The 21,922-nt window shown below is 47.5% G+C and carries 21 protein-coding genes and 1 other annotated feature; of the genes, 6 read left to right on the forward strand and 15 right to left on the reverse strand.

All coding sequences use genetic code 11. From position 1 onward, the window contains the following. A complete protein-coding gene (locus BBI15_RS10730) occupies positions 1-810 on the reverse strand; it encodes an NAD kinase (protein WP_068869557.1) in 810 nt (269 codons plus the stop codon). After that, positions 807-1,484, reverse strand: coding sequence for a GTP diphosphokinase (yjbM, locus tag BBI15_RS10735; RefSeq protein WP_068869558.1), 678 nt, complete (start codon positions 1,482-1,484; stop codon positions 807-809). The genes BBI15_RS10730 and yjbM overlap by 4 nt, the downstream gene beginning before the upstream one ends. 275 nt (positions 1,485-1,759) lie before the next feature. Here yjbM and BBI15_RS10740 point away from each other — a divergent pair, with 275 nt between their 5' ends. The 3 genes from BBI15_RS10740 to BBI15_RS10750 all read left to right on the forward strand — a co-directional run bounded on the left by BBI15_RS10740 (position 1,760) and on the right by BBI15_RS10750 (position 3,618). Continuing rightward, positions 1,760-2,329: a CYTH domain-containing protein gene (locus tag BBI15_RS10740; RefSeq protein ID WP_068869559.1), complete on the forward strand. Its 570-nt coding sequence runs from the start codon at positions 1,760-1,762 to the stop codon at positions 2,327-2,329. A 96-nt stretch (positions 2,330-2,425) separates the two neighbouring features. Further along, positions 2,426-2,824 carry a globin domain-containing protein gene (locus BBI15_RS10745; protein ID WP_068869560.1) on the forward strand — a complete coding sequence of 133 codons (399 nt, stop codon included), beginning with the start codon at positions 2,426-2,428 and terminating at the stop codon, positions 2,822-2,824. After that, complete coding sequence (locus BBI15_RS10750; RefSeq protein ID WP_068869561.1) at positions 2,821-3,618, forward strand: ClpXP adapter SpxH family protein; 798 nt, start codon at positions 2,821-2,823, stop codon at positions 3,616-3,618. Before BBI15_RS10745 ends, BBI15_RS10750 begins: the two co-directional genes overlap by 4 nt. Positions 3,619-4,083: 465 nt before the next feature. Here BBI15_RS10750 and pepF read toward each other — a convergent pair whose 3' ends face one another. From pepF to BBI15_RS10800, 10 genes are all read right to left on the reverse strand, one after another. Further along, positions 4,084-5,892 (reverse strand): oligoendopeptidase F, encoded by a 1,809-nt coding sequence (gene pepF / locus BBI15_RS10755; RefSeq protein ID WP_068869562.1) that lies wholly within the window; start codon positions 5,890-5,892, stop codon positions 4,084-4,086. 53 nt (positions 5,893-5,945) lie between these two features. After that, positions 5,946-7,067 carry a competence protein CoiA gene (locus tag BBI15_RS10760; RefSeq protein WP_084632831.1) on the reverse strand — a complete coding sequence of 374 codons (1,122 nt, stop codon included), beginning with the start codon at positions 7,065-7,067 and terminating at the stop codon, positions 5,946-5,948. A 96-nt stretch (positions 7,068-7,163) separates the two neighbouring features. Continuing rightward, on the reverse strand, positions 7,164-7,820 hold the full coding sequence (gene mecA, locus BBI15_RS10765) for an adaptor protein MecA (RefSeq protein WP_068869564.1): 657 nt from the start codon (positions 7,818-7,820) through the stop codon (positions 7,164-7,166). A 293-nt stretch (positions 7,821-8,113) separates the two neighbouring features. Continuing rightward, positions 8,114-8,509, reverse strand: a complete 396-nt coding sequence (gene spxA / locus BBI15_RS10770) for a transcriptional regulator SpxA (protein ID WP_008429739.1) — start codon at positions 8,507-8,509, stop codon at positions 8,114-8,116. 399 nt (positions 8,510-8,908) lie between these two features. Next, the gene (locus BBI15_RS10775; RefSeq protein WP_237150859.1) at positions 8,909-10,108 is read right to left on the reverse strand and encodes a putative glycoside hydrolase; all 1,200 of its coding nucleotides are present in this window, start codon (positions 10,106-10,108) and stop codon (positions 8,909-8,911) included. Between the two features lie 176 nt (positions 10,109-10,284). Next, positions 10,285-11,226 (reverse strand): ABC transporter ATP-binding protein, encoded by a 942-nt coding sequence (locus BBI15_RS10780; RefSeq protein ID WP_068869566.1) that lies wholly within the window; start codon positions 11,224-11,226, stop codon positions 10,285-10,287. Beyond that, complete coding sequence (locus BBI15_RS10785; protein ID WP_068869567.1) at positions 11,226-12,281, reverse strand: ABC transporter ATP-binding protein; 1,056 nt, start codon at positions 12,279-12,281, stop codon at positions 11,226-11,228. Before BBI15_RS10785 ends, BBI15_RS10780 begins: the two co-directional genes overlap by 1 nt. 15 nt (positions 12,282-12,296) lie before the next feature. Next, positions 12,297-13,316, reverse strand: a complete 1,020-nt coding sequence (gene opp3C, locus BBI15_RS10790; protein WP_068869568.1) for an oligopeptide ABC transporter permease — start codon at positions 13,314-13,316, stop codon at positions 12,297-12,299. After that, on the reverse strand, positions 13,316-14,251 hold the full coding sequence (gene opp3b / locus BBI15_RS10795) for an oligopeptide ABC transporter permease (protein WP_068869569.1): 936 nt from the start codon (positions 14,249-14,251) through the stop codon (positions 13,316-13,318). Before opp3b ends, opp3C begins: the two co-directional genes overlap by 1 nt. Before the next feature lie 184 nt (positions 14,252-14,435). Beyond that, positions 14,436-16,148: a peptide ABC transporter substrate-binding protein gene (locus BBI15_RS10800; protein ID WP_068869570.1), complete on the reverse strand. Its 1,713-nt coding sequence runs from the start codon at positions 16,146-16,148 to the stop codon at positions 14,436-14,438. A gap of 242 nt (positions 16,149-16,390) precedes the next feature. On the opposite strand from BBI15_RS10800, the gene BBI15_RS16650 reads away from it, so the two are divergent. The 3 genes from BBI15_RS16650 to trpS all read left to right on the forward strand — a co-directional run bounded on the left by BBI15_RS16650 (position 16,391) and on the right by trpS (position 18,055). Beyond that, positions 16,391-16,543 (forward strand): hypothetical protein, encoded by a 153-nt coding sequence (locus tag BBI15_RS16650; RefSeq protein ID WP_237150860.1) that lies wholly within the window; start codon positions 16,391-16,393, stop codon positions 16,541-16,543. Beyond that, on the forward strand, positions 16,540-16,731 hold the full coding sequence (locus BBI15_RS16655; RefSeq protein WP_237150861.1) for a hypothetical protein: 192 nt from the start codon (positions 16,540-16,542) through the stop codon (positions 16,729-16,731). Before BBI15_RS16650 ends, BBI15_RS16655 begins: the two co-directional genes overlap by 4 nt. Before the next feature lie 51 nt (positions 16,732-16,782). Continuing rightward, positions 16,783-16,995, forward strand: a binding site (T-box leader). A 67-nt stretch (positions 16,996-17,062) separates the two neighbouring features. Beyond that, on the forward strand, positions 17,063-18,055 hold the full coding sequence (trpS, locus tag BBI15_RS10810; protein ID WP_068869571.1) for a tryptophan--tRNA ligase: 993 nt from the start codon (positions 17,063-17,065) through the stop codon (positions 18,053-18,055). Positions 18,056-18,122: 67 nt separating this feature from the next. On the opposite strand, the gene opp4C is transcribed toward trpS, so the two are convergent. The 3 genes from opp4C to opp4A all read right to left on the reverse strand — a co-directional run bounded on the left by opp4C (position 18,123) and on the right by opp4A (position 21,896). Next, complete coding sequence (opp4C, locus tag BBI15_RS10815) at positions 18,123-19,040, reverse strand: oligopeptide ABC transporter permease (RefSeq protein ID WP_068869572.1); 918 nt, start codon at positions 19,038-19,040, stop codon at positions 18,123-18,125. Between the two features lie 15 nt (positions 19,041-19,055). Further along, entirely contained in the window at positions 19,056-20,021 is a 966-nt protein-coding gene (gene opp4B / locus BBI15_RS10820) for an oligopeptide ABC transporter permease (protein ID WP_068869573.1), read from the reverse strand. A gap of 150 nt (positions 20,022-20,171) precedes the next feature. Continuing rightward, the gene (gene opp4A, locus BBI15_RS10825) at positions 20,172-21,896 is read right to left on the reverse strand and encodes an oligopeptide ABC transporter substrate-binding protein (RefSeq protein ID WP_068869574.1); all 1,725 of its coding nucleotides are present in this window, start codon (positions 21,894-21,896) and stop codon (positions 20,172-20,174) included. Between the last annotated feature and the right edge of the window lie 26 nt (positions 21,897-21,922).

Genomic DNA, 21,922 nt, shown 5'->3' on the forward strand with positions numbered 1-21,922 from the left:
TCAATCCTCCGACAATTCGCTGTCGATGAAGGAATCGTGCACACGGCGCCAGAACGGGAAGGCACGGAAACGTGCGAAGCGCACTTTTTCTTTCGCCACGCGGTATTCGATCGACTCGACGTCTTTATGCAGCAATTGAAGATGGTCGATTGTCACCATGAAATCCGGTGCCTTTACCGGCAGCAATGTACAGCGGTGATGCGATGGCAATACCAAAGGCGAACCGACTGTCCGGAAGACCCGGTTATTGATCGACGCCATCTCGGTCAGTTGCATCGCCGGCAAGGACGGATGGATGATCGCCCCGCCGAGCGCCTTATTATAGGCTGTACTTCCTGAAGGCGTGGACATGCACAAGCCGTCTCCCCGGAACCGTTCAAAATGGCTGTCATTCAAGAAAACATCCATGACGAGCGTGACGTCCGGCGATTTGACAGTCGATTCATTCAACGCCAAATAAGTGGATGATTCCTGCTCGCTCCGGTAACGCACAGTCACTTCCAGTAATGGGTATTCAATGACTTCAAATTCTTTCTTCGCGATGGCGATCACGAGCTTTTCGATTTCGACCGGTTTCCAGTCGGCGTAAAAACCGAGATGGCCGGTGTGGATGCCGACGAATGCCACGGCATCCAATCGGTCACTGTATTTATGGAATGCATGCAATAAGGTGCCGTCGCCGCCGATCGACAGAACGATCTGCGGGTCCTCCTCGCTCCATTCCATGCCGAAATCCTCTAAATACGTGCGAGCTTCTTCCATTAATCGATTGGATAGATCATCACTTCTGGATATGATATAAAATTTCATGTATCCTTTCGGCCTCCTTCTGCGTCCCCTGGAAATCGCGTGCCTGGGGATTCTTTGTATTCACTGAAATATGCTTGCGCTTCCTGGATTTCATCCCTGATCTGCGTCATCTCTTCATCGAGCTGGAATGCCGCCTCCGCTGCACGTTGCAGACGGAGCTTGATTTCGTCAGGAAACACGCCTTTATATTTATAATTCAGGGAATGTTCGATCGAAGCCCAGAAATTCATCGCTAAGGTACGGATCTGGATTTCCGCAAGGATCAGCTGCTCACCGTCAATGGTCTGTACCGGGTACTCCACGATGACGTGATACGAACGATAGCCGCTTTGCTTTTCGTGGGAAATATAATCCTTTTCCTCGACGATGCGCAAATCGTTGCGCTGGCGCAAAAGCTCCACCACGGTTTCGATATCCCCGACAAATTGGCACATCATCCGCAAACCGGCAATGTCCTGCAAATTGCGGGCCAACTCTTCCGATGGTTCAAACAATAGCCCTTTTTCCAAAGTCTTGTCATAAATGCTCGCCAACGGTTTCACGCGCCCAGTAACGAACTCAATCGGTGAATTCGTGTTATTCGTTTCGAATTGCTTGCGCATGCCTTTGAATTTCACTTTCATCTCGTCCACCGCCTGCTTGTACGGCGCTAAAAAACGATTCCATTGCCCCATGTCCGGCCCTCCTCACTGCTTGCCCATTTTACTATCCATTAAGCCCAGCACAGGGCTGTTTCTACATAACGTTATTTTACCACAGCAATGCTCTGCGTTGCAGATTGCATCCATCTATCCGATAATGAAATTAGCGGGGAAGCCGGGGAAGCTGGGGCAACCGGTGCGAAAGCCATATTTCCGCCTGACGCCAGTTAGTTCGCACCGCTTATGAAAACCCGCTTCCAATGGAGAAAGGCGTAGATGCCACAAAGCGGAATCAATGAGGTGAACAGATGACAAAAGAACTCGAGATCGAATTCAAGAACATGCTGACCAAAGACGAATATAGCAAATTACTGGCGGAGCTAAACATCACCCCGACCAGCCAGACCAACCATTATTTCGACACGGCCGATTTCCAGCTGCGCGACCGGAAGGCGGCCCTGCGCTTGCGCACTGTCGGCAGCCGCTTCGAATGCACCCTTAAAACACCGGCCGTTTCGGGGAACTACGAAACGACGGATGCCTTGGGCCAACACCAAGCTACTGCCATGCTGGGCCTCGACGGGTTCGATGCACCGGAAGTTTCCGCTGAACTCGAACGGCTCGGGGTCTCCCCATCCGATTTGGTACTTATCGGTTCATTGACGACACACCGTGCAGAGAGCGAATACGAAGGCGGGCTCCTCGTGCTGGACCATTCGGAATACTTAGGGACTGAGGATTACGAACTGGAATACGAAGTGACGGATGAAGCCGATGGCAAGCGAAAATTCATCGCTTTCCTTAAAGAGAAACAAATTCCCATACGTCCGGCGGATAAGAAAATCGCGCGTTTCATGAAAACGGTTGGCAAGCGCTGAAGGGTGCCTGCAGATCGGGAGACATGCGATTTGTTTGAGATATTTACCAGGCGTTGATAGAATGGGTTTACAGCAAACACAAAGGGGACAAGACAGATGACTGGAAAACCGCTTATCCCGTACGATGAAATCGGCGCGGAAACTTTATCAAAATTGGTGGACGCTTTCTATGCACGCGTCTCAGCACATCCGAAACTTGCACCCATTTTCCCTGACGATTTGACCGAAACTGCAAGAAAACAAAAACAGTTCTTGACGCAATACTTAGGCGGCCCGAATATTTACTCAGCTGAACACGGGCACCCGCGCCTTAAAGCACGCCACCATCCATTCCCGATTACGCCAGACCGCGCGCAAGCCTGGCTTGAGTGCATGAATGAAGCGATGGATGAAATCGGGCTCAGCGGCCAATTCCGCGAGACGTTTTTCAACCGCCTCGTTTTGACCGCACACCATATGGTGAACGATTACGACAGTGAGGAGGAGTTGGAGTGAGCAACCTGGATCTGGCAGAGGATATCCGTGAACACCAAGTTTCCTGTAAACCGATGGAATTGTACGTGTTCATGGATCCGATGAACCCCGCATGCTGGGAACTTCAATCCATCATCCGCAAATTGCAAATCGAGTATGGGCATTACTTTTCCATGCGGATGATCCTAAGCACAAAATTATCCGCCCTGAATACGGCCATAAAGAGTACCGATATGACAGGCAACGAGCTTGAACATCCCGCACTTCCCTCCGTTGCCATCAAGGCGGCAGAACTCCAGGGAAAACGGGCAGGCAACCGATTCCTGTACAAACTGCAAGAGCATCTCTTCCTGCAATCACGTAATGTCACATCCTACGATGTACTGCTTGAAATAGCGGAAGAAGCGGAATTGGACCAAGCCGAATTTAAAGATGATTTCCACTCGACCCATAGCGCCAAAGCATTTCAATGCGATCTGCGCATCACAAGGGAAATGGAAATTTCCGAAGTGCCAAGCATCGTCTTTTTCAATGAATGCATCGAAGACGAAGGCGTCAAAGTTTCAGGCCTTTATTCATATGACGTCTATTTGACCATCCTACAGGAAATGCTGGGAAAAGACCGGCTCAACCGGCAATCCCCGCCTTCTCTCGATGACCTGTTTATCAAATACCCAACGATGGCTACCCACGAAGTGGCGAGCATCTATAATATCAGCGAACAAACCGCAGAACGTGAACTGAAAAAGCAAGTGCTTCAGCAGAAATTGGAGCGCATCCCAATGCAGGACGAAACTTTGTGGAAAGTAAAATAAGCTAAGCTCCCAAAAGGAGCTTAGCTTGTTTTTTCTTCAACTACTATATAGAAGCGAAAGGCGCCTTCCACGTCCGGAAGGCGCCTTTCTTATCTTACACAAAGGGGATGGGAGAAATGTTCACGCTCAAACAAAGGGGTGTATGTTTGTATGTGATTAATTTCACAACCTAATAATATCACGCCATAATAGTTAATGCAATAAATCACAAACCATTTCACAAATTCGTCATAATCTCAAGCGCTTACATTTATTCTCTCCGTAAATTAATTATCCTTAAATAATTAATTTCATCTAACAAAGTCTTCCCTTTTGGCTTTCTCCCCCCATTTTTTCATTTTGCAATAATAACGTGCGTGGTCCTGCTCGATCGTGAGCTTAGCGAATCGGCAAGCCCGTCCCACTGACTGGATGAAAATCAATAAGCCCCTGCCATTTCAAGCAGGGGCCTGTTTGCATGATGATTTACTTCTTCAGCAATAAAGCTTCGAGTTCTTCGAGTTTTTGACCAAATACTTTGCATGCCTCTTCTACCGGCCCAGATGAAGTCATATCGACGCCCGCTTTCTTCAATACCTCGATCGGGTAATCGGAACTGCCGGCCTTCAGGAATTCGTTGATATAACGCTCCACAGCTGGCTCGCCTTCTTCCAGGATCTTTTTGCTCAATGCCGTAGCGGCGCTGAACCCTGTCGCATACTGGAATACGTAGTAGTTATAGTAGAAATGCGGGATGCGCGCCCATTCAAGGCCGATTTCCTCATCCACGGCCATATCTTCACCGAAGTATTTCTTGTTCAATTCATAATATACTTCCGTCAAGCGGTCAGCCGTCAAGGCTTCGCCGTTTTGGTCCATCTGGTGGATCGTGTGCTCGAATTCAGCAAACATCGTCTGGCGGAATACCGTTCCGCGGAAGCCATCCAGCCAATGGTTAAGCAGGTAGATACGCTCCTGCTCATCTTCTGTCGTGTTGACCAGGTGTTCGTTCAGCAATGCTTCATTCGTCGTCGATGCGACTTCGGCCACGAAAATGGAATAATCGCCGTAGACGAATGGCTGGCTTTCACGGGTGTAATAGCTGTGGACGCTATGGCCGAATTCATGTGCCAAAGTGAATAGATTGTCTACATTGTCTTGCCAGTTCATCAAGATATATGGGTTTGTGCCATATGCGCCGGAAGAATAAGCGCCACTGCGTTTGCCTTTGTTTTCTTTCACGTCGACCCAGCGGTTATCGATGCCGGATTTGACGATTCCTACGTATTCCTCACCGAGTGCATGCAATCCTTCGAGCATCATGCCTGTCGCCTTGTCGTATGGGATCTCCATTTTGACTTCCTTGACGAGCGGTGTGTACATATCATACATATGGACTTGGTCGACTCCCAACACTTCTTTGCGCAGCGCTACATAACGCTGCAGTAAATGCAGGTTGTTGTTGACGGTTTCGACTAATTGGTCGTACACCGTTTCCGGGATGTGGTCATCCGATAATGCCGCTTCACGCGCCGATGAATAATTGCGGATTCTCGCATGGACATTATCGCGTTTCACATTTCCCGATAAAGTGGAAGCAAATGTATTGCGGAATTTCCCGTATGTCGCATAGACGGCTTTGAATGCGTCTTCGCGTACGCGGCGGTCCTTGCTTTCCATGAAGCGGATGTAGTTGCCGTGCGTGATCTGCACTTTTTCGCCGTCTTCATTCTCGATTTCCGGAAACTCCAAGTCAGCATTGTTGAGCATGCCGAACGTTTCGGAAGATGCACCGACGACTTCGGATAATTGCGCAAGCAGCGCTTCCTGTTCCGCATTCAATACATGTGGGCGCATCTTGTTCAATTCTTCGAGCGCGTGCTTATAAAGCTTCAGGCCATCATGTTCTTCGACATGGCGGTTCAGCTCCGATTCGTCCAACGACAGGATTTCAGGCGTCATATAGGACAAGCCTGCTGCCGTTTTGGCAAAAAGCGATTTGATGCGGCTATCCATCGCCTGATAAGTCGAGTTCGTCGTATCCTGGTCATAACGCATATGGGCATATGTGTATAGTTTGCGCAAGCGTTCCGATAACTCATCTTTATAGCTCAGCGCCTCGTATAAAGCAGATGCCCCGCCTGATAAGGTACCTTCGTATTGCCCAGCTTTCTCAGCCAGCGCCGAGACGGCTTTGAATTCCTCTTCCCACTGTGAATCGGTAGCAAAGATATCCTCCAAGCGCCATGTCAATTCTGCAGGCACTTGATCTCTGGTCATTAATTTTTCCGTCATTTGGCTGCCTCCTCTTTCCCCTTGTTTCGGGAAACGAATTACACCTTATTTTCTCAATTTTCCCACCCTTTTGCAAGCAGATGATAGGAAATATCCACTGCTTCTGAAAAAGGCGTGGCACGGCCATTTCTATAGAGGGTTTCATATGCCGAAAGCACCTGTAATAGCGATTCATTTTCTGATCCAGAAGGCGCAACCTTGACTAAGCTATCAGCCAACAAAGTTTCCACCGGCTTCCCGCATTCAATCATTTTCGCGGTTTTCATCTGCCATATAAGGGGAGGTTCCAAAATAAGGTGCCCGCCTGCAATCGGCAAGCCGAAAACGTCCGGTATGGCCTCCCTGTCGAGCTGAAGCTCATAACTCAAGCGCCAGAATGGGTTTTTCATCCGGTTCCTCGCGAATAACTGGGAACGGATATACTTATGCTTTTCAATTCTCATGAGGGCTGCTGCCTGTTTGTATTCAGCTTGATTCAATTTTTTGGGCATTGCAAAAGGGTAGCTTTGTTCACGCATTGGCAAGAGCGATACTTTCGCAATCCAACGGTTCCCTTGAATATAAAAAAGATTGGAGTAATAGACGAAGAGGGAGTGTTTGGGGCTGAAATGCAGGAGATGGGGATGGAGATTTGTACCGCGGAACATCGAGCGCTCGAATGGGCGTATTTGAAAAATGCCTGGGCCTGAAACAGGGACTCTTTCCATTCCCCGGATCCAGATGGAATGGAGCCCCACCTGTTCATACCCCTGGCTGCGCTTGATGACCTGCTCTACAGGCAATGGGCTGCACTGAAGTTCAATTGCCGTTTTTCCAACCAACAGGTCGGGCCGCTGTTTGATCAGCGGCAAATAATGTTCGAGTTGGACCGGAATGTGCTTGTCATGGAAAAAAGAGGACAGCTCACATTTGCCCAACAGGTGAAGGAGCGTTTCCGGTTCACCGCCTTGCGTGCAGGACAATTGCTTAAGATGGGCAAAATGGGGGATTTTTACCATGCCGACTTTCAAGACGACCGGGGCTTTGCAAGCAGGACATTGAAATGTACGGCCCCTTCGCAATTCAATCAGCTGCTCCCTGGTGTGGTAAGTTTGCAGCGTAAAGATATGGCCGTTATCAAGTGCCGTAAGTATATGAATCACTCTCCTTTGATTCAGTTTACGTGGAAGGCCCATAGGCCGCAATATCGAAATGCTGGCGGCTTTTGAACATATTCCCTAGCTTATTCTTTCGGAAAACGGCATAAAAAAACCTCCTAAAGAGGAGGTTTTTTAGCCGAAATAATGCAATACATTCGACAATGCATCTTCCTTGAAGATTGGTTTGCCGTATTCTTCAAGACGGTGAATCGTCATTGGCGTTTGTTGCAAGTATTCCGTGATGACGCTCAATTGGTCTTTAATGTCTTTTTCTGAATGCAAGATCTCATCAAACTTTACATGCATATAATACTTGCCGTCAAAGTGGTACAAGGCCGTATCGACTGGCATGTACATAAGACGCTTTGCAATCGGAAGCAACTCTTCCACTTCGGAAAGCACAAATGAGTATTCGAGCTTCTTCGCATCGCCTTCATCATATACAGGTTCGAATTCATCAAATTCCGGCGATCCGGTTTCTTCTCCTGAAAACATTTTGCGGCGTTCTTCTATATCATCCGGCAAATCAAGTTTTTGCCCGTCTTTCGTCAATTGCGCACGAGTGACAGTGACTTCTAGCCCTTTGTCCATGGCTTGTACTTGGATCCACAGCGGCCCTTCCATAACGAAATCGGCTTCTTCATTGACTTCATCCATCATTTCCCAGAAAAGCTCTTCGCTTTTGTCTCTGTTAAACCAAATTTCGTCACGGCTGAACCCTCGCTCTTCAACATCGAGATAGGAAATGTAAAATTTCACTGTGTTGTCGTTAATGCGTTCTATTTCCATTTTACACCTCTCCTTTTCGGATCGGATTAAGAGGAAGTTCCTCAAAAGCCGTGATTTTTTACTACCTCCATTATACCTTTCCTGAAGGCTTAAAAACATTTTTCTGCCTATAGGCGGCACCAGAAGATAATTAACTTAGAGTTTAATCGAATCGACAGACTTTTGCAACTAATCAAGCCGTGATTTCCGTGCCATAAATATGAAGCAGACGATATACGAGCAAGATAAAGAAAAGCCGCCCCATGATTCCTTATGAAAAACCATAAAGACCGGACAGCTTTTTCTCCTTATTCTCAGTTGACCATGCGCTGAGCTTCCAGCAATTGATATGCGCGCACTTTGCGTGGCAGGAATCGGCGAATCTCATCTTCGTTATAACCGACTTGCAGGCGTTTTTCGTCCATGATGATCGGGCGTCTCAATAGGCCCGGATGTTCCTGGATCAATTCATAGAGGCGCTGCAACGGCAAGCTCTCTACGTCTACATTCAGTTTTTGGAAGATCTTCGAACGAGTCGAAATGATTTCATCTGTTCCGTCCTCTGTCATACGTAGAATTTCCTTGATTTCACTGATTGTCAAAGGTTCGGAGAAGATATTACGTTCTGTATATGGAATATCATGTTCTTCCAGCCACGCTTTCGCCTTACGGCAGGACGTACAGCTTGGAGAAGTGAATAAAGTAACCATCATAATGGAGCACTTCCTTTCGGATTCATGGGTGTTAAAGGAATTCATTCTTAAATTAGAATCACTATCGTTTAGAAGCTCTACAATCATTATACAACATTAGACTTCAGTAATATATAGCTGACAGCGAGAATTTTAAAAAAACATTGATTCTGTCACAGTCCCGCTACATTTCCAGAGATTTTGTAAAACTTATACATTAGAAATTTACCCGCTTCTTTTATCAATTAAACTTCAATAAGGAAATTTTATTCTCATTTACAATGTTTTTTTGAAAATAAAGCTTCTATTATATAGTACGTATCAACACATAAAAGGTTTCAACTTTGGCATCCATTTAATCTCCCTGGCAATGGCCAAAAACCTCTGCCAGGTTTCAAGCCGGCAGAGGCTTTTCGGTTATTCGGGTGTATAGTCGACTCCTTGCGAATAGCTATTTCCTGCATTCCATAGAAGGAATTCATCGATCCCTTGTTCGTTCAAGGCGCGGATCTGCGCTTCCACTTCTGCTTTGCCATAACGTTTATAGTTTCCGGCTCCCAGATAGCTGGCGGTGAAGTCCTGCAGCCAAGGGCGCGAGACAGGCGCTTCCTCAAGCTTGGAAAGCACTTCATTTTCCACCTTTGCGTATTCGGCCACCAATTTATACGGTTCCAGATCCGGCTTCGCGATCCCAAAATATGAGGTCCAATGGCTTGGGTAAATCATCGAGGAGATGACATCGACATTCTCGGAAATCTTCGAGAAGTTCTGCCCGATACCCGGTGCTTCCGGCAGTGTCGCGGCGTAACCGAAGATATCCACCGACACTTCTACGTCATAAGGTTCGAGCTTTTCCCTCGCATAGGCGACAAAATCCGTCACAGCTTCAACGCGGCGCTGTACCGGGTCTAGCTTGGAATCTGCATACTCCCCCATCGAATAGTCCAGTTGCTCACCGTAACGCTCGAATCCTTCGGGGAAACGCACATAGTCGAATTGGATTTCTTTGAAGCCCATCTTAGCAGCTTCTATCGCCACTTCCACATTATAATCCCAAACTTCCTGCATGAATGGATTGACGAACGCTTCTTCGCGGCGGTTTTTCCATACCTCGCCATTCGCGGTGAAGGACAGTTCAGGGCGCCGCTCGGCTAGCTCCGTATCCTTGAAGACGACCACGCGGGCAATCGGGTAAATCTGTTCCTGTTCCATAAGCTCAAGCATCGCACGGGGATCTTGGATCAATGAAGTCCCGATGCCTTTGCCAGCCAATGGCGATCCTTTTTCGGGCGTATACGTCAAATGCCCCATATCTTCCTTCACATCAATAACCATCGCATTTAAATCTGTGGTTCCTACAAGCTCGACAAGCGACGGAAAACGCTCTCCCCCCGCTGAGTTTCCTGTGACGTATATCCCCCGGACCGCATCAGGATAGTCGAACTCCAAGCCTGAATCGAATCGGAAACGTTCAGATGTCCCGAGCAATCCCGAGTCGATACTCGCTACTTCATATGTACGGGTCGAAAAGTCTTCTGTAGCGGTTTCAGCTGCCTGCACCGCGCTCCCGCTTCCCAATAGAATCAGGGAAACAGCAAGCCATTTAAAGGATTTCACACAGATTCACACACCTTTCCTACTTTTCTTCAGTTTACCATTTTTATGAACTTTTGGAAGGATGATTTCGTAAATTCAGAAGTGCCGGGGTGTATATTTGCCTCGTGCTGCCTCGCGCCGGAAGTCCCAGTGGTACAAAAAAACACGCCTCCATAAATGAGGCGTGCCTTCAGGTTTTATTTCTTTGCTGCCATGCGTTCTTGCAGTTCTCTGAATTCTTTCTCTGAACAGTTTACAAAATGGTTCGGAGATACTTCACGCATTTTCACGTCGTCCGCATCCGTATAGTTATGGACTGCCGGATCGTATGCTTTCCGCGTGCGGTTGCGTTCATAATTCGGATCCGGAAGCGGAATGGCCGAAAGCAATGATTGCGTGTATGGATGCATCGGGTTCTCATACAATTCATCCGCTGGCGCCAATTCGACCAACTTGCCGAAGTACATAACCCCGATGCGGTCCGAAATATATTTGACCATCGACAAATCGTGGGCGATGAACAAATAGGTCAAACCTTTTTCTTCTTGCAGTTCCTTTAGCAAGTTGACGACCTGGGCTTGAATGGAGACATCGAGTGCGGAGATTGGTTCATCTGCAATGATGAAGTCAGGGTCTACGGCCAAAGCACGCGCAATCCCCAAACGTTGGCGCTGTCCGCCCGAAAATTCGTGCGGGTAACGGTTCGCGTGTTCTTTGTTCAAGCCGACTGTTTCCAATAGCTCGTATACCATTCTTTTACGGTCATTGGCGTCTTTTGCCAAGCCGTGGATATCGATGCCTTCCGCGATGATATCCATGACTTTCATCCGTTGGTTCAAAGACGCATAAGGATCCTGGAAGATCATCTGCATCTTGCGGTTGAATTTCTTCAGGTCTTTTTTGTTCTTCTTGCCGTGTACACTTTCCCCTTCATAAAGGACTTGGCCATCTGTCGCATCATACAAGCGGATGATCGAACGGCCGGTTGTGGACTTGCCGCAACCTGACTCGCCGACAAGGCCCAGCGTTTCTCCTTTATAAATATCAAAAGATATGCCATCGACAGCTTTCACTTCGTTTGCTTTGCCGACATTGAAATGCTGTTTGAGGTTCTTGATTTCAACCAATTTTTCAGCCATCAGTTCGCGCTCCCTTCATAATAACGGCTTCCAGGGAACTTTTTCATCCGTTCAATGACCATTTCAGGCGGTTCGACTGCTGGCGCATCGGGATGAAGAAGCCACGTAGCTGCCATGTGCGTATCGCTGACTTTGAAGAACGGAGGCGGCTGTTCCATATCGATCTTCATGGCGTATTCGCTGCGCAGCGCGAATGCGTCGCCTTTCGGCGGATCGAGAAGATCCGGCGGCGTGCCAGGAATTGCATATAGTTTCGCGTCTTCCGCGTCCATCGAAGGCATGGAACTGAGCAGCCCCCATGTATATGGATGCTGCGGGTTATAGAAGATTTCATCGACTGTTCCGATTTCCACTATTTTCCCGCCGTACATGACTGCCACACGGTCTGCCACGTTTGCCACTACCCCAAGGTCGTGGGTGATGAAAATGATTGAAGTATCGATTTTTTTCTGCAAGTCCTTCATCAATTCAAGGATTTGCGCTTGGATCGTCACATCGAGAGCGGTTGTCGGCTCATCGGCGATCAAGATCTGTGGGTTGCACGCTAGAGCGATCGCAATAACGATCCGCTGTCGCTGCCCGCCTGAAAATTGGTGAGGGTATTGTTTCATGCGCAGTTCAGGTTTAGGCATACCGACCAGGCGAAGCAAATCGATTGCCACTTTTTTCGCTTCATCTTTGCCGATTTTTTGGTGTTTCAGAATCGGCTCCGTAATTTGGCGGCCGATCGGCATCGTCGGGTTAAGCGAAGTCATTGGATCCTGGAAAATCATCGAGATGTCTTTTCCGCGGATCTTCTGCATCTCCTTGTCGCTCAACTTCGTCAAATCACGCCCACCGAAAAGAATTTCACCGTTTTTGAATTCTGATGTTGCTTCCGGCAATAACCGCATGATCGATTTCGTGGTAACGGACTTACCCGAACCGGATTCCCCTACGATCGCCAATGTCTCACCTTTATATAAATCGAAGTTAACGCCTCGGATTGCCTTTACTTCGCCACCAAATGTGTGGAAGGAAAGTTCGAGGTCTTTTACTTGAAGTATCTTTTCCATCTAAGGCTTTCCTCCTTAATCTTTCATCTTCGGATCTAGCGCATCACGCAAGCCGTCACCAATTAGGTTAAATGCAATCATGATTAAACTCAACACTAGAGCCGGGAACAATAGGATATGCGGCTGATACTGGATCAGTTTATACCCATCATTGATCAACGTCCCAAGAGACGCATCCGGAGCCTGGAGCCCGAGCCCGATAAAGCTCAGGAATGCTTCGAAGAAAATCGCGCCTGGAATCGTGAACATCGTGTTGATGATGATGACACCAAGGACGTTCGGCATCAAGTGCTTCCAGATGATGCGGCTGTCACTTGCACCGAGTGTGCGGGCTGCAAGGACAAATTCCTGGCTCTTGTATTTAAGCACCTGGCCGCGCACTACCCGCGACATGCCGGTCCAGCCCGTTATCGTCAAGGCGATGATGATTGCGAGTATCCCGGGATCCATGATGAGGATGAAGAGGATAACGACAACCAAGTTCGGAATACCTGTCAAGATTTCGACGATACGCTGCATGACATCATCCACACGGCCCCCGAAATAACCGGAAATCCCGCCGTAGATTACGCCGATCAACATATCGATCGCTGCTGCAACAAATGCGATGAACAAGGATACTTGCGTTCCTTTCCAAACACGCGAGAACATATCACGGCCAAGGCCATCTGTCCCGAACCAGTAGTTCTGTTCGACGTTCTTCATTTCGTACATATCGACTTCACGACCGCCAAGGGTACCTACCCCATCCATAATGCCCAAGTTCTCGATAATCGGCATTTTCGGCGGCAGGTTAGCGTGTGTAATCGTTTGGTCATTCGGTTCATAAGGGCTGATCATCGGCCCGATGAATGACATGAGGACAATCAAGGCGAACAGGATCAAACTGATGATCGCGCCTCTGTTTTTCTTCAGGCTGCGCCAGGCATCCTGCCAAAAACTGACGCTCGGTTTGGAAATTTTCTCTGCCTCTTGTGTATCTCTAGGGATGCGCGTAAAAGCATCTTGAGGAAGCTTTTCATAATTCTGTGTCATTAACTCTTACCTCCTGAAAGACGAATACGAGGATCGATGACGCCATACAAGATATCGACAACCAAGATGACCACGATCAAGAACACGGAGAAGAAAATAGTCGTACCCATGATGATCGAGAAGTCATTGACCATGATTGATTTTACGAACTGCTCACCGATTCCAGGAATCGCGAAAATCTGTTCGACTACGAGAGAGCCTGTCAAAATGCTGACTGCCATCGGCCCAAGTACAGTGATCAATGGAATCAATGCATTACGGAATGCATGTTTGAAAGCGATTTCAGAACCGCTGGCCCCTTTAGCTTTTGCTAATGTAATATAATCCGAGCTAAGAACTTCGATCATTTCTGTGCGGATAAACCGCGCAGCCGTTGCCAGTGGGAACATTGCCAATGCGATTGACGGCAATACGCTGGACATGAATCCATCTTTCCACAGCGCCACTGGGAACAGGTCCCATTTTAAACCGAGCCAATATTGTAGCATGGATGCAAAAACAAACGATGGAATGGAGATACCGATGATTGCGACAATCGTGCTTCCATAATCCACCCATGTATTTTGCCTGAGTGCCGCGACCATCCCGAACAGGATTCCTAGAACAGTCCCGAGGAGCATCCCCTGGAATCCGATCTGGGCTGACGGCCCCATGCGGCTTAAAATAACATCCGTTACGTTTGCGCCTTTGAATTGGTTAATCGAAATACCCAAATCACCTTTAAGCAAACCAAACATATAATCGAAATATTGAACAGGAAGGGGTTGGTCCAGTCCGTACCGTGCCTCTACGACTGCCCGTTGTTCAGGAGATAGCTTATCTGCGGAAGCAATTGGGGAACCTGGTAATATTTTCATCAAGAAAAATGTAAACGTGGCAATAAGCGCTAAGGTGATGAACATATAAATTAATCTTTTTCCAATATAGCGTGCCATGGTGCACCTCCAAAATAAAATCACTCTATTGTATCAAGCATGAAAAGATGCTTGTATCTTTCTGATTAAACAGAATACCGTTAATTTTCGGTGAATTTATCCACAGTAGAAAAGAGAGTATATCAATCCCTCGATATACTCTCTTTCTATTATGTTTTCCTAAAGTACATTCAGTTGGGAATTCTTATTCCTTACCAGAAATGTAAGCCCATTTGTAGCTGTAATCTCCACCGAATGGGTGTTTAACGATGTTGTTAACATATGGCTTTTGAAGGGACATGATACCGCGCTGATAGATCGGTGCGATAGCAGCGTCTTCTTCGATCAAGATTTTTTCAGCTTGTGCCATTGCTTCCCAGCGTCCTTCAGCATCCTGTGCCAATTCGCCTTTAGCTTGCTCTACCAAGTTATCGAACTCTTCGTTAGAGTAAGACATCAAGTTGTGAGAAGCGCCAGTTACGAATAGGTCGATGAATGTCATTGGATCCTGGAAGTCAGGGCCCCATCCAGAGTTCTGGATATCGTAGTCTTGTGCTTCATCAAGCTCAAGGCGTACGCCGAATGGTACAGCTTTCAAGTTAACTGTCAAGCCTTCAAGATTCGTTTCAAGCTGTTCTTTCAAGTAAGCATCCATTTTACCAGCAAGCTCAGAGTCGCCGCCAAGAAGTTCAAGAGTTACTTCTGTTTCGCCGATTTCCTCTAGGCCTTTTTCCCAGTAAGTTTTTGCTTCTTCAGCGTTGAATGGAAGCATGTCTCCGTTGATGTCACGGAAGTCTTCGCCCGCTTCGTTGAAAGTGAAATCAGTTGGTACTAGGTAGTTAGCTGGAAGAGATCCGTTCGCTAGAACTACATCTACAAGGTCTTGCTTGTTGAAGCCAGTAGCAATCGCTTTACGGATGTTTTCGTTAGCAAGTGGAGTTTCTTCGCCGTTACGTTCTTGGTTGAATTTCAAGTAGAACAAAGTTGGTTCAAGTTCTTTCACAACTTCTGGGTCTTCAGCATATTGCATTGCGAATTCACCAGAAAGGCCGACACGGTCTTTTTCACCTGATTGGTAAAGGTTTACTGCAGTTGATGTTTCTTTAACTACGTCCACGTTAATTTTTTCAAGTTGAACAGTTTCAGCATCCCAGTATTCTGGGTTTTTCTCCATTGTCCAAGTCAAGCCAGTGCCATCCCAGTTTGTAAGGGTGAACGGGCCGTTGTATAGAATCGTATCGGAGTTTGAAGCGTAGTTATCGCCTTGCTCAGTTACGAATTCTTCGTTCAATGGGTAGAATGTACCGAAAGCCATCAATGACATGAAGTAAGGAGTCGGGCGCTCAAGTTCTACGACAAGAGTCTTGTCGTCTTCAGCTTTGATTCCTAGTTCAGAGACTTCCATATCACCTTCAGAAACTTCTTTAGCGTTTTTGATTGTTCCAGCCATCATGTATGGTCCGTATGGTGAACCAGTAGCTGGGTCAATCGCGCGCTGCCAAGCATAGACGAAATCGTTAGCTGTGATCGGTGTACCGTCCGACCAGTTAGCATCACGTAGTTTGAACGTATACGTTAAGCCGTCTTCACTGATCTCAGGCTCGCCTTCAGCAAGTGCAGGTTCAGCGACGTTTTCTTGGTTCAAGCGGAACAATCCTTCGTTTACATTGTTAAGGATATTGAATGCAACAGCATCCTCAGCAATCGAAGAATCCATTGACGGGATTTCTGCTCCTTCGACCAAGTTTAGTTCTTGTACAGAGTCAGGTTCGCCGCCGTTGCCTTCTGCGCCTTCTGTACTTTCTGTGTCTGTGTTTTCTGTCCCAGTATCAGTGTCATCCCCGCCGCCGCAAGCAGCTAGGAAAGCACTAAGTACCAAAACCAGGCCAAGTAGCCATAAAATCTTGCTGTTTTTCACTGATTTTGCCCCCTTAAATTTTCTGAAAAATTGGTACATGATTAATTATACATAAATATTTTTTGATGTACAGCGTTTTTTTTGGAATATTTTACACTTCCTCCATTAATCATGCTGTTCATAATATCACCAATAGGCTGAAAAGCGCGTCATGTAAGCGTTTTCTTCCTCAGTCGTTTCCGAATAATTTTTTGATTTTTTTTGTTACTTCTTCTACAATAAGAACGAATAGGGGTGCCAAAATGAAAAAAATAATCATCGGAATCGCCGCTGTGCAATTGCTTATCGTCTTGACGATGCTTGTGCGCAGCGAACCGTTTTCATTGCTGTCATACATCAATAACTCCTTTATTTACGGGGGATCCTTGTATTTTTCGGAGCCTGGGTATTCGTGATCCGTACTGGGGTGTTCGATGTCTTCACAATGAGCATGCGCAAATTCTTCAAAAGCAAATCCACACTCGATGATGACGAAATGCGCCTGCCTTCGGAAGTGCTGGCCTTCTCGAGTTCCCCACTGTTGATCGTGGGCGGGGCTACCTTGGTGGCCATGGGCATTTCCTTGGCGATTTACCAATCGTAGAATTGCATATTGCAGCGCCAATCTCTTTTGTATTATAATAAATTCAATACAAAATGGGCGTTGACAAAGAGTAGTAGATGCAGTTTCTTCTATATAAGAGAGCTTGTGGGTGGTGTGAACAGGCAGAAGATTGCATTGAATGGACTTTCGAGCTAGAACGGTGAAACAAGTAGCCGTTTTCGTGTTCTCCGCGTTATGGAGATAAGAGGCCGCCATGCGGCAATCAGGGTGGTACCGCGGAACCGCACATCATTCGTCCCTTTAGTTCCAGGGACGGAGATGTGCTTTTTTATATCCACTTTTAGTTTATCCATTTTGGGGAGGAATTACATTGAAGAAAATCTTTTCAGGCGTACAGCCGACCGGCACGGTCACACTCGGCAATTACATCGGGGCATTCAAGCAGTTTACGGAGCTGCAGGAAGAATACGACTGCATCTTCTGTATCGTCGACCAACATGCCATCACCATGCCGCAAGACCGGCTCGAATTAAGGAAGAATATTAAATCGCTCGCTGCCCTTTACCTAGCTGTGGGCATCGATCCCGAAAAAGTGACATTGTTCATTCAATCGGAAGTTCCAGCGCACGCCCAGGCTGGCTGGATGCTGCAATGCGTCTCGACCATCGGGGAACTCGAGCGCATGACACAATTTAAAGATAAATCAGCCAAGGCGTCTTCCATTTCTGCCGGCCTCTTGACCTACCCACCATTAATGGCTGCTGACATTCTTTTGTATCAAACGGATATTGTCCCTGTCGGTGATGACCAGAAACAGCATATCGAATTGACGCGCGATTTGGCGGAGCGTTTCAACAGAAAATACAATGACATCTTCACGATTCCGGATATCCGGATTCCGAAACACGGCGCGCGCGTCATGTCCCTTCAGGATCCGACAAAAAAGATGAGCAAATCGGATTCCAACAAAAAAGCGATCATCACTTTGCTCGATGACTTGAAGACGATCGAAAAGAAAGTGAAGAGCGCCGTCACCGACTCGGAAGGAATCGTTAAATACGATCCCGAAAACAAGCCTGGCGTATCCAATCTATTGTCAATCGAAGCCGCCTTGACCGGTGCCTCCATCGATGAACTCGTCGCTAAATACGAAGGCGGCGGTTATGGCGATTTCAAAGCAGGCGTAGCGAAGGCCATCACTGAGCATTTGGCACCGATCCAGGAGCGCTACTATAAGCTGCTCGACTCTGAGGAACTAGACACGATCCTTGACGAAGGCGCAGAAAAAGCCAATTTCATCGCGAATAAAACATTGAAAAAAATGGAGAACGCGATGGGTCTTGGCCGCAAGCGCAAACGTTAACAAATGAATATAAAAAAGGATGGACGCGCTGCAAGCCACGCGTCCATCCTTTTTTGTTCTGTCATAATTAACGCAATGATTTTGGATTCAATGCATCCTTCAATCCTTCTCCGATAAAGTTAATAGACAAAATCGTTAAAGTAATGATGATGGCTGGAGGCATCCAAATCCATGGCTTGCCTTGCAAGACGTCAGGTTCGTTTGCGGATGACAGCATATTGCCCCAGCTAGGTGTCGCTTGCGGCACGCCAAAGCCTAAATAGCTAAGTGCGGATTCGATAACGATCATCGTCGCAAAAATCAAGGTCCCTTGAACGATGATGGTCGAGATGACATTCGGCAATAGGTGTTTCGTAATGACCTTGAACGGAGAACAGCCGATTGATAAAGCGGCCAGGATATACTCGTTCTCTTTCTCCGCCAACACTTTGCTGCGCACCAGGCGGGCAACACCACCCCAGCTGAGAGCGCCGATGACCATGATCAACACCCATAATCCGTCCACAATGCCGTAAAGGATCGTGTTCAAAACGATGACGAAAACAAGGAACGGGAAATTCAGCACAAAATCCGTGAAGCGCATCAGGATACTGTCGATAAAGCCTCCGAAAAACCCGGCAAGCGCCCCTACTATGGTGCCTAAAGTGATGACGATGAGCGTTGCGCTGAAACCGACCAATAGTGAAATTCGGCCCCCATAGAATAAGCGCGTCAAGACATCGCGCCCGCTTTTATCCGTGCCGAGAAGATGCTCGCCGTTCGGCTCGATATTCATTGCCCCGATGTTCACTTTTGAAATATCCGGGAGCGGTGACAATACCGGCGCTATGAAAGGTGCCGATAGCGACATCAAAGTAACGAGTACGATGAAAAAAGAACTGATCATCGCCAGTTTGTTGCGCACGAACTTTCTTCTTGCAATTTGCCAGGGAGACAAGCTTCTTTCCGGCTTCTTTTGTTGGGTAACGGTAGTTGATGACGCCATTTTACTGCTTCCTCCTCAATCCAGGCGAATTCGTGGATCCACGACGCCATATAGAATGTCTGCCAATAAATTACCGAATAATGTAAGGAATGATAAAAGCATCGTCAAGGCCATCAAGGTCGGGTAATCACGGCTCGTCACGGATTCCAAAAACAGCTGGCCGATGCCCGGGTAAGTGAAAATCGTTTCCGTGATGATGGCTCCACCGATCAATGCGGCAAAATCGAATCCTAAGAATGTAACCAAAGGTATGATCGAATTGCGCAGGATGTGGACATTATAGATTTTTTTCATCGGTGTCCCCTTAGCGCGCGCTGTCCGGACAAAATCCTTTCGGGAGTTCTCGATGATGTCATTGCGCAAAAACTGCGTATAGCTTGCTGTGCTCATCGCCCCGAGGACAATCGCCGGCAATAAGACGTGATGCATTCGGCTTACATAATATTCCAGACTCCCCTGCTCGGCCAATATGTCGACGGACCCTGCAAAGGGAAACCAGTTCAGCTGGAATGCAAAGATATAGATCGCGAAAACCGCGGCGACAAAAGATGGAATCGCCAGCATGACGTAGTTGAACCCCGCAATGGCGTTATCCCCTAAAGTATAGGGCCGCCTTCCTGAATACATGCCCATGATGAACGCCATGATGTAGGTGATGACAAGAGCTGTGACGCCCAATAATAAAGTATTCGGCACTTTTTCCATGATCAAGTCGAAGACCGGAATCTTGAAACGGGTCGATTTCCCGAAATCCCCTTGGACGAATCCGGTGATCCAGTTAAAATACTGGACCGGCAACGGGTCATTATAGCCGAGCTTTTCGCGCATTTCCGCTATGTATTCCGGGTTGGTGTTGAGCGGGTCGATTTCCCCGCTGAGTGAATCGCCCGGCATCAGTTTGGCGAGGCCGAAGACCACGATGGATATCAGGATCAGCATCGGGATCATTCCAAGCAATCGTCTAATCGAATATTTAAGCATAGGTACTCTCCTTGTCTGTTAGGATCTCAGCTGTGCTCTCGTGCACGGTAAGGATTGCTTTTTAAAAACAGCCCTTACCGTGCATAAGAGCTCCATATAAAGATACAACGATGGGCGGGTTCGCCCATCGTTGAAGGTTTGTTGCTGATTTTATTCGGTTACGAACCATTCAGCAGGGCTGTTTTGACCGGATACGTCATATTCAACTCCACCGACACGCTTGTTCAACGCCTTGATTTCCTCTAGTTCCGCGATGTAAAGCATTGGAAGGTCTTCGTTGACGATCTTCTGCCATTCTACATACAATTCTTTGCGTTTTTCCTGGTCAGTGCCGACGATTTCGATATCAAGTGCGTCGTCTAGCAATTGATCCGCTTCTGGATTGTTGTAGCGCGGGTAGTTCCAAAGCTGGTCTGCTTTCCATAGCCCGGATGGATCCGGGTCAGTGCCTGTACCCCAGCCGCCGAAGAATGTTTCAATGGAAGCATCATCTTTTTCGACCATATCGTAGTAAAGGTTGACTTCAACCATTTCCACTTCAGAACGCAGTCCGACTGCTTCGAAATACTGGGCAATTGCTTGTGCACGGGATTCGAAAGTCGGGTTGCCTGTTGCATAGTGAGAGAATTTCACGACAAACTCGTCGCCATTCGGATCTTCACGGAATCCGTCATCGTTCGTATCGACGTATCCTGCCTCATCGAGCATTTGCTTCGATTTTTCAGGATCGTATTCATATTGAATCAATTCGCTGTCATCTGCTGAGTTCCAGTGAGAAGACGGTACTGGCTTGTTGACAACATCCGCATAGCCGAAGAAGAATGCATCCACCCACTCTTGGCGGTTTAGTGCATACATCATCGCCTGGCGAAGCTCTTTGCTTTGGTATTTCGGTAGTTCTTCTGTAATCGTTTGAGATTCGTTATCGAATTTACCGAGCTTGAATCCTACATAATAATAAGTCAATCCAGGGTAGGTAACGATTTCAACATTTTCAAGCGGCTCTACTTCAGGCCCGGATACCGGTTGAAGGGAGATCATGTCGATGTCATTGTTCTGCAAGGCACCGACAACAGACGAGTTATCGATAACACGCAGGACGATTTTGTCCAAGTTGACATCCCCGTTCCAGTACTCATCGAATTTCGAGAATTCAACTGACTCGCCAGGAACGATTTTGTCGACTTTGAACGGACCGATTCCGATTGGAGTTGAACGCACCCATTCCGATGCTGACATTTCGGCAACCGGTACATCGCCGAGAACAGATTCAGGTAGCGGGTATGCCCATAGGTTAGTCAGGTTATTGACGCGTGCTTCGTCGAAAGTGATGTTGATTTCATAATCGCTGACCACTTCGATCCCTGAAATGGAATCGGCGTCGCCGCTGCGGTATGCTTCAGCGCCTTCGATTGTCTGCACGTTTGCGTAGCGGGGGCCGTCGTAATCAGGATCTGCAATTGTTTCAAGGGCAAATACCCAGTCGTTGACAGTCAACTCTTCGCCGTTATGCCATTTCACGCCTTCTTCGAATGTGAAGTTGAAGACTTTATTGTCCTCAGTTTCCCAAGAAGCGACGTTCGGTTCCGGCTCCAGGTTTTCGTTATAGCTGATCAATGCTTCATCGAATAGCTCGATGACTTCGAAATCAGTGGCGATGCCGTAAAATGCGGAAGAGAACAAGCCTTCCGGTGGAGCATCAAGGCCGTACACGAGCGTTCCGCCTTTTTGCGGTTCGCCTTCTGCTGCACCTTCAGAACCTTCGCCTTCTGAGCCTGACTCATTGGATGCATCATCGCTGCCGCCGCATGCCGCAAGGAACGCAGACAGGATCAGCACAAGCGCGAAGAGCCAGAGCAAGGATTTTTTCTTCATCTCTTTTCCCCCTAAAAAGTTTTTTG

This window comes from Planococcus plakortidis (assembly GCF_001687605.2).
Lineage (GTDB): Bacteria > Bacillota > Bacilli > Bacillales_A > Planococcaceae > Planococcus > Planococcus plakortidis.

What these genes read in the sequence shown, in the direction of transcription:
- BBI15_RS10730 (WP_068869557.1), bottom strand. Translation starts at nt 810, where the DNA reads ATGAAATTTTATATCATATCCAGAAGTGATGATCTATCCAATCGATTA.
- yjbM (WP_068869558.1), bottom strand. Translation starts at nt 1,484, where the DNA reads ATGGGGCAATGGAATCGTTTTTTAGCGCCGTACAAGCAGGCGGTGGAC.
- BBI15_RS10740 (WP_068869559.1), top strand. Translation starts at nt 1,760, where the DNA reads ATGACAAAAGAACTCGAGATCGAATTCAAGAACATGCTGACCAAAGAC.
- BBI15_RS10745 (WP_068869560.1), top strand. Translation starts at nt 2,426, where the DNA reads ATGACTGGAAAACCGCTTATCCCGTACGATGAAATCGGCGCGGAAACT.
- pepF (WP_068869562.1), bottom strand. Translation starts at nt 5,892, where the DNA reads ATGACGGAAAAATTAATGACCAGAGATCAAGTGCCTGCAGAATTGACA.
- BBI15_RS10760 (WP_084632831.1), bottom strand. Translation starts at nt 7,067, where the DNA reads ATGGGCCTTCCACGTAAACTGAATCAAAGGAGAGTGATTCATATACTT.
- mecA (WP_068869564.1), bottom strand. Translation starts at nt 7,820, where the DNA reads ATGGAAATAGAACGCATTAACGACAACACAGTGAAATTTTACATTTCC.
- spxA (WP_008429739.1), bottom strand. Translation starts at nt 8,509, where the DNA reads ATGGTTACTTTATTCACTTCTCCAAGCTGTACGTCCTGCCGTAAGGCG.
- BBI15_RS10780 (WP_068869566.1), bottom strand. Translation starts at nt 11,226, where the DNA reads ATGGCTGAAAAATTGGTTGAAATCAAGAACCTCAAACAGCATTTCAAT.
- BBI15_RS10785 (WP_068869567.1), bottom strand. Translation starts at nt 12,281, where the DNA reads ATGGAAAAGATACTTCAAGTAAAAGACCTCGAACTTTCCTTCCACACA.
- opp3C (WP_068869568.1), bottom strand. Translation starts at nt 13,316, where the DNA reads ATGACACAGAATTATGAAAAGCTTCCTCAAGATGCTTTTACGCGCATC.
- opp3b (WP_068869569.1), bottom strand. Translation starts at nt 14,251, where the DNA reads ATGGCACGCTATATTGGAAAAAGATTAATTTATATGTTCATCACCTTA.
- BBI15_RS16650 (WP_237150860.1), top strand. Translation starts at nt 16,391, where the DNA reads ATGAAAAAAATAATCATCGGAATCGCCGCTGTGCAATTGCTTATCGTC.
- opp4C (WP_068869572.1), bottom strand. Translation starts at nt 19,040, where the DNA reads ATGGCGTCATCAACTACCGTTACCCAACAAAAGAAGCCGGAAAGAAGC.
- opp4B (WP_068869573.1), bottom strand. Translation starts at nt 20,021, where the DNA reads ATGCTTAAATATTCGATTAGACGATTGCTTGGAATGATCCCGATGCTG.
- opp4A (WP_068869574.1), bottom strand. Translation starts at nt 21,896, where the DNA reads ATGAAGAAAAAATCCTTGCTCTGGCTCTTCGCGCTTGTGCTGATCCTG.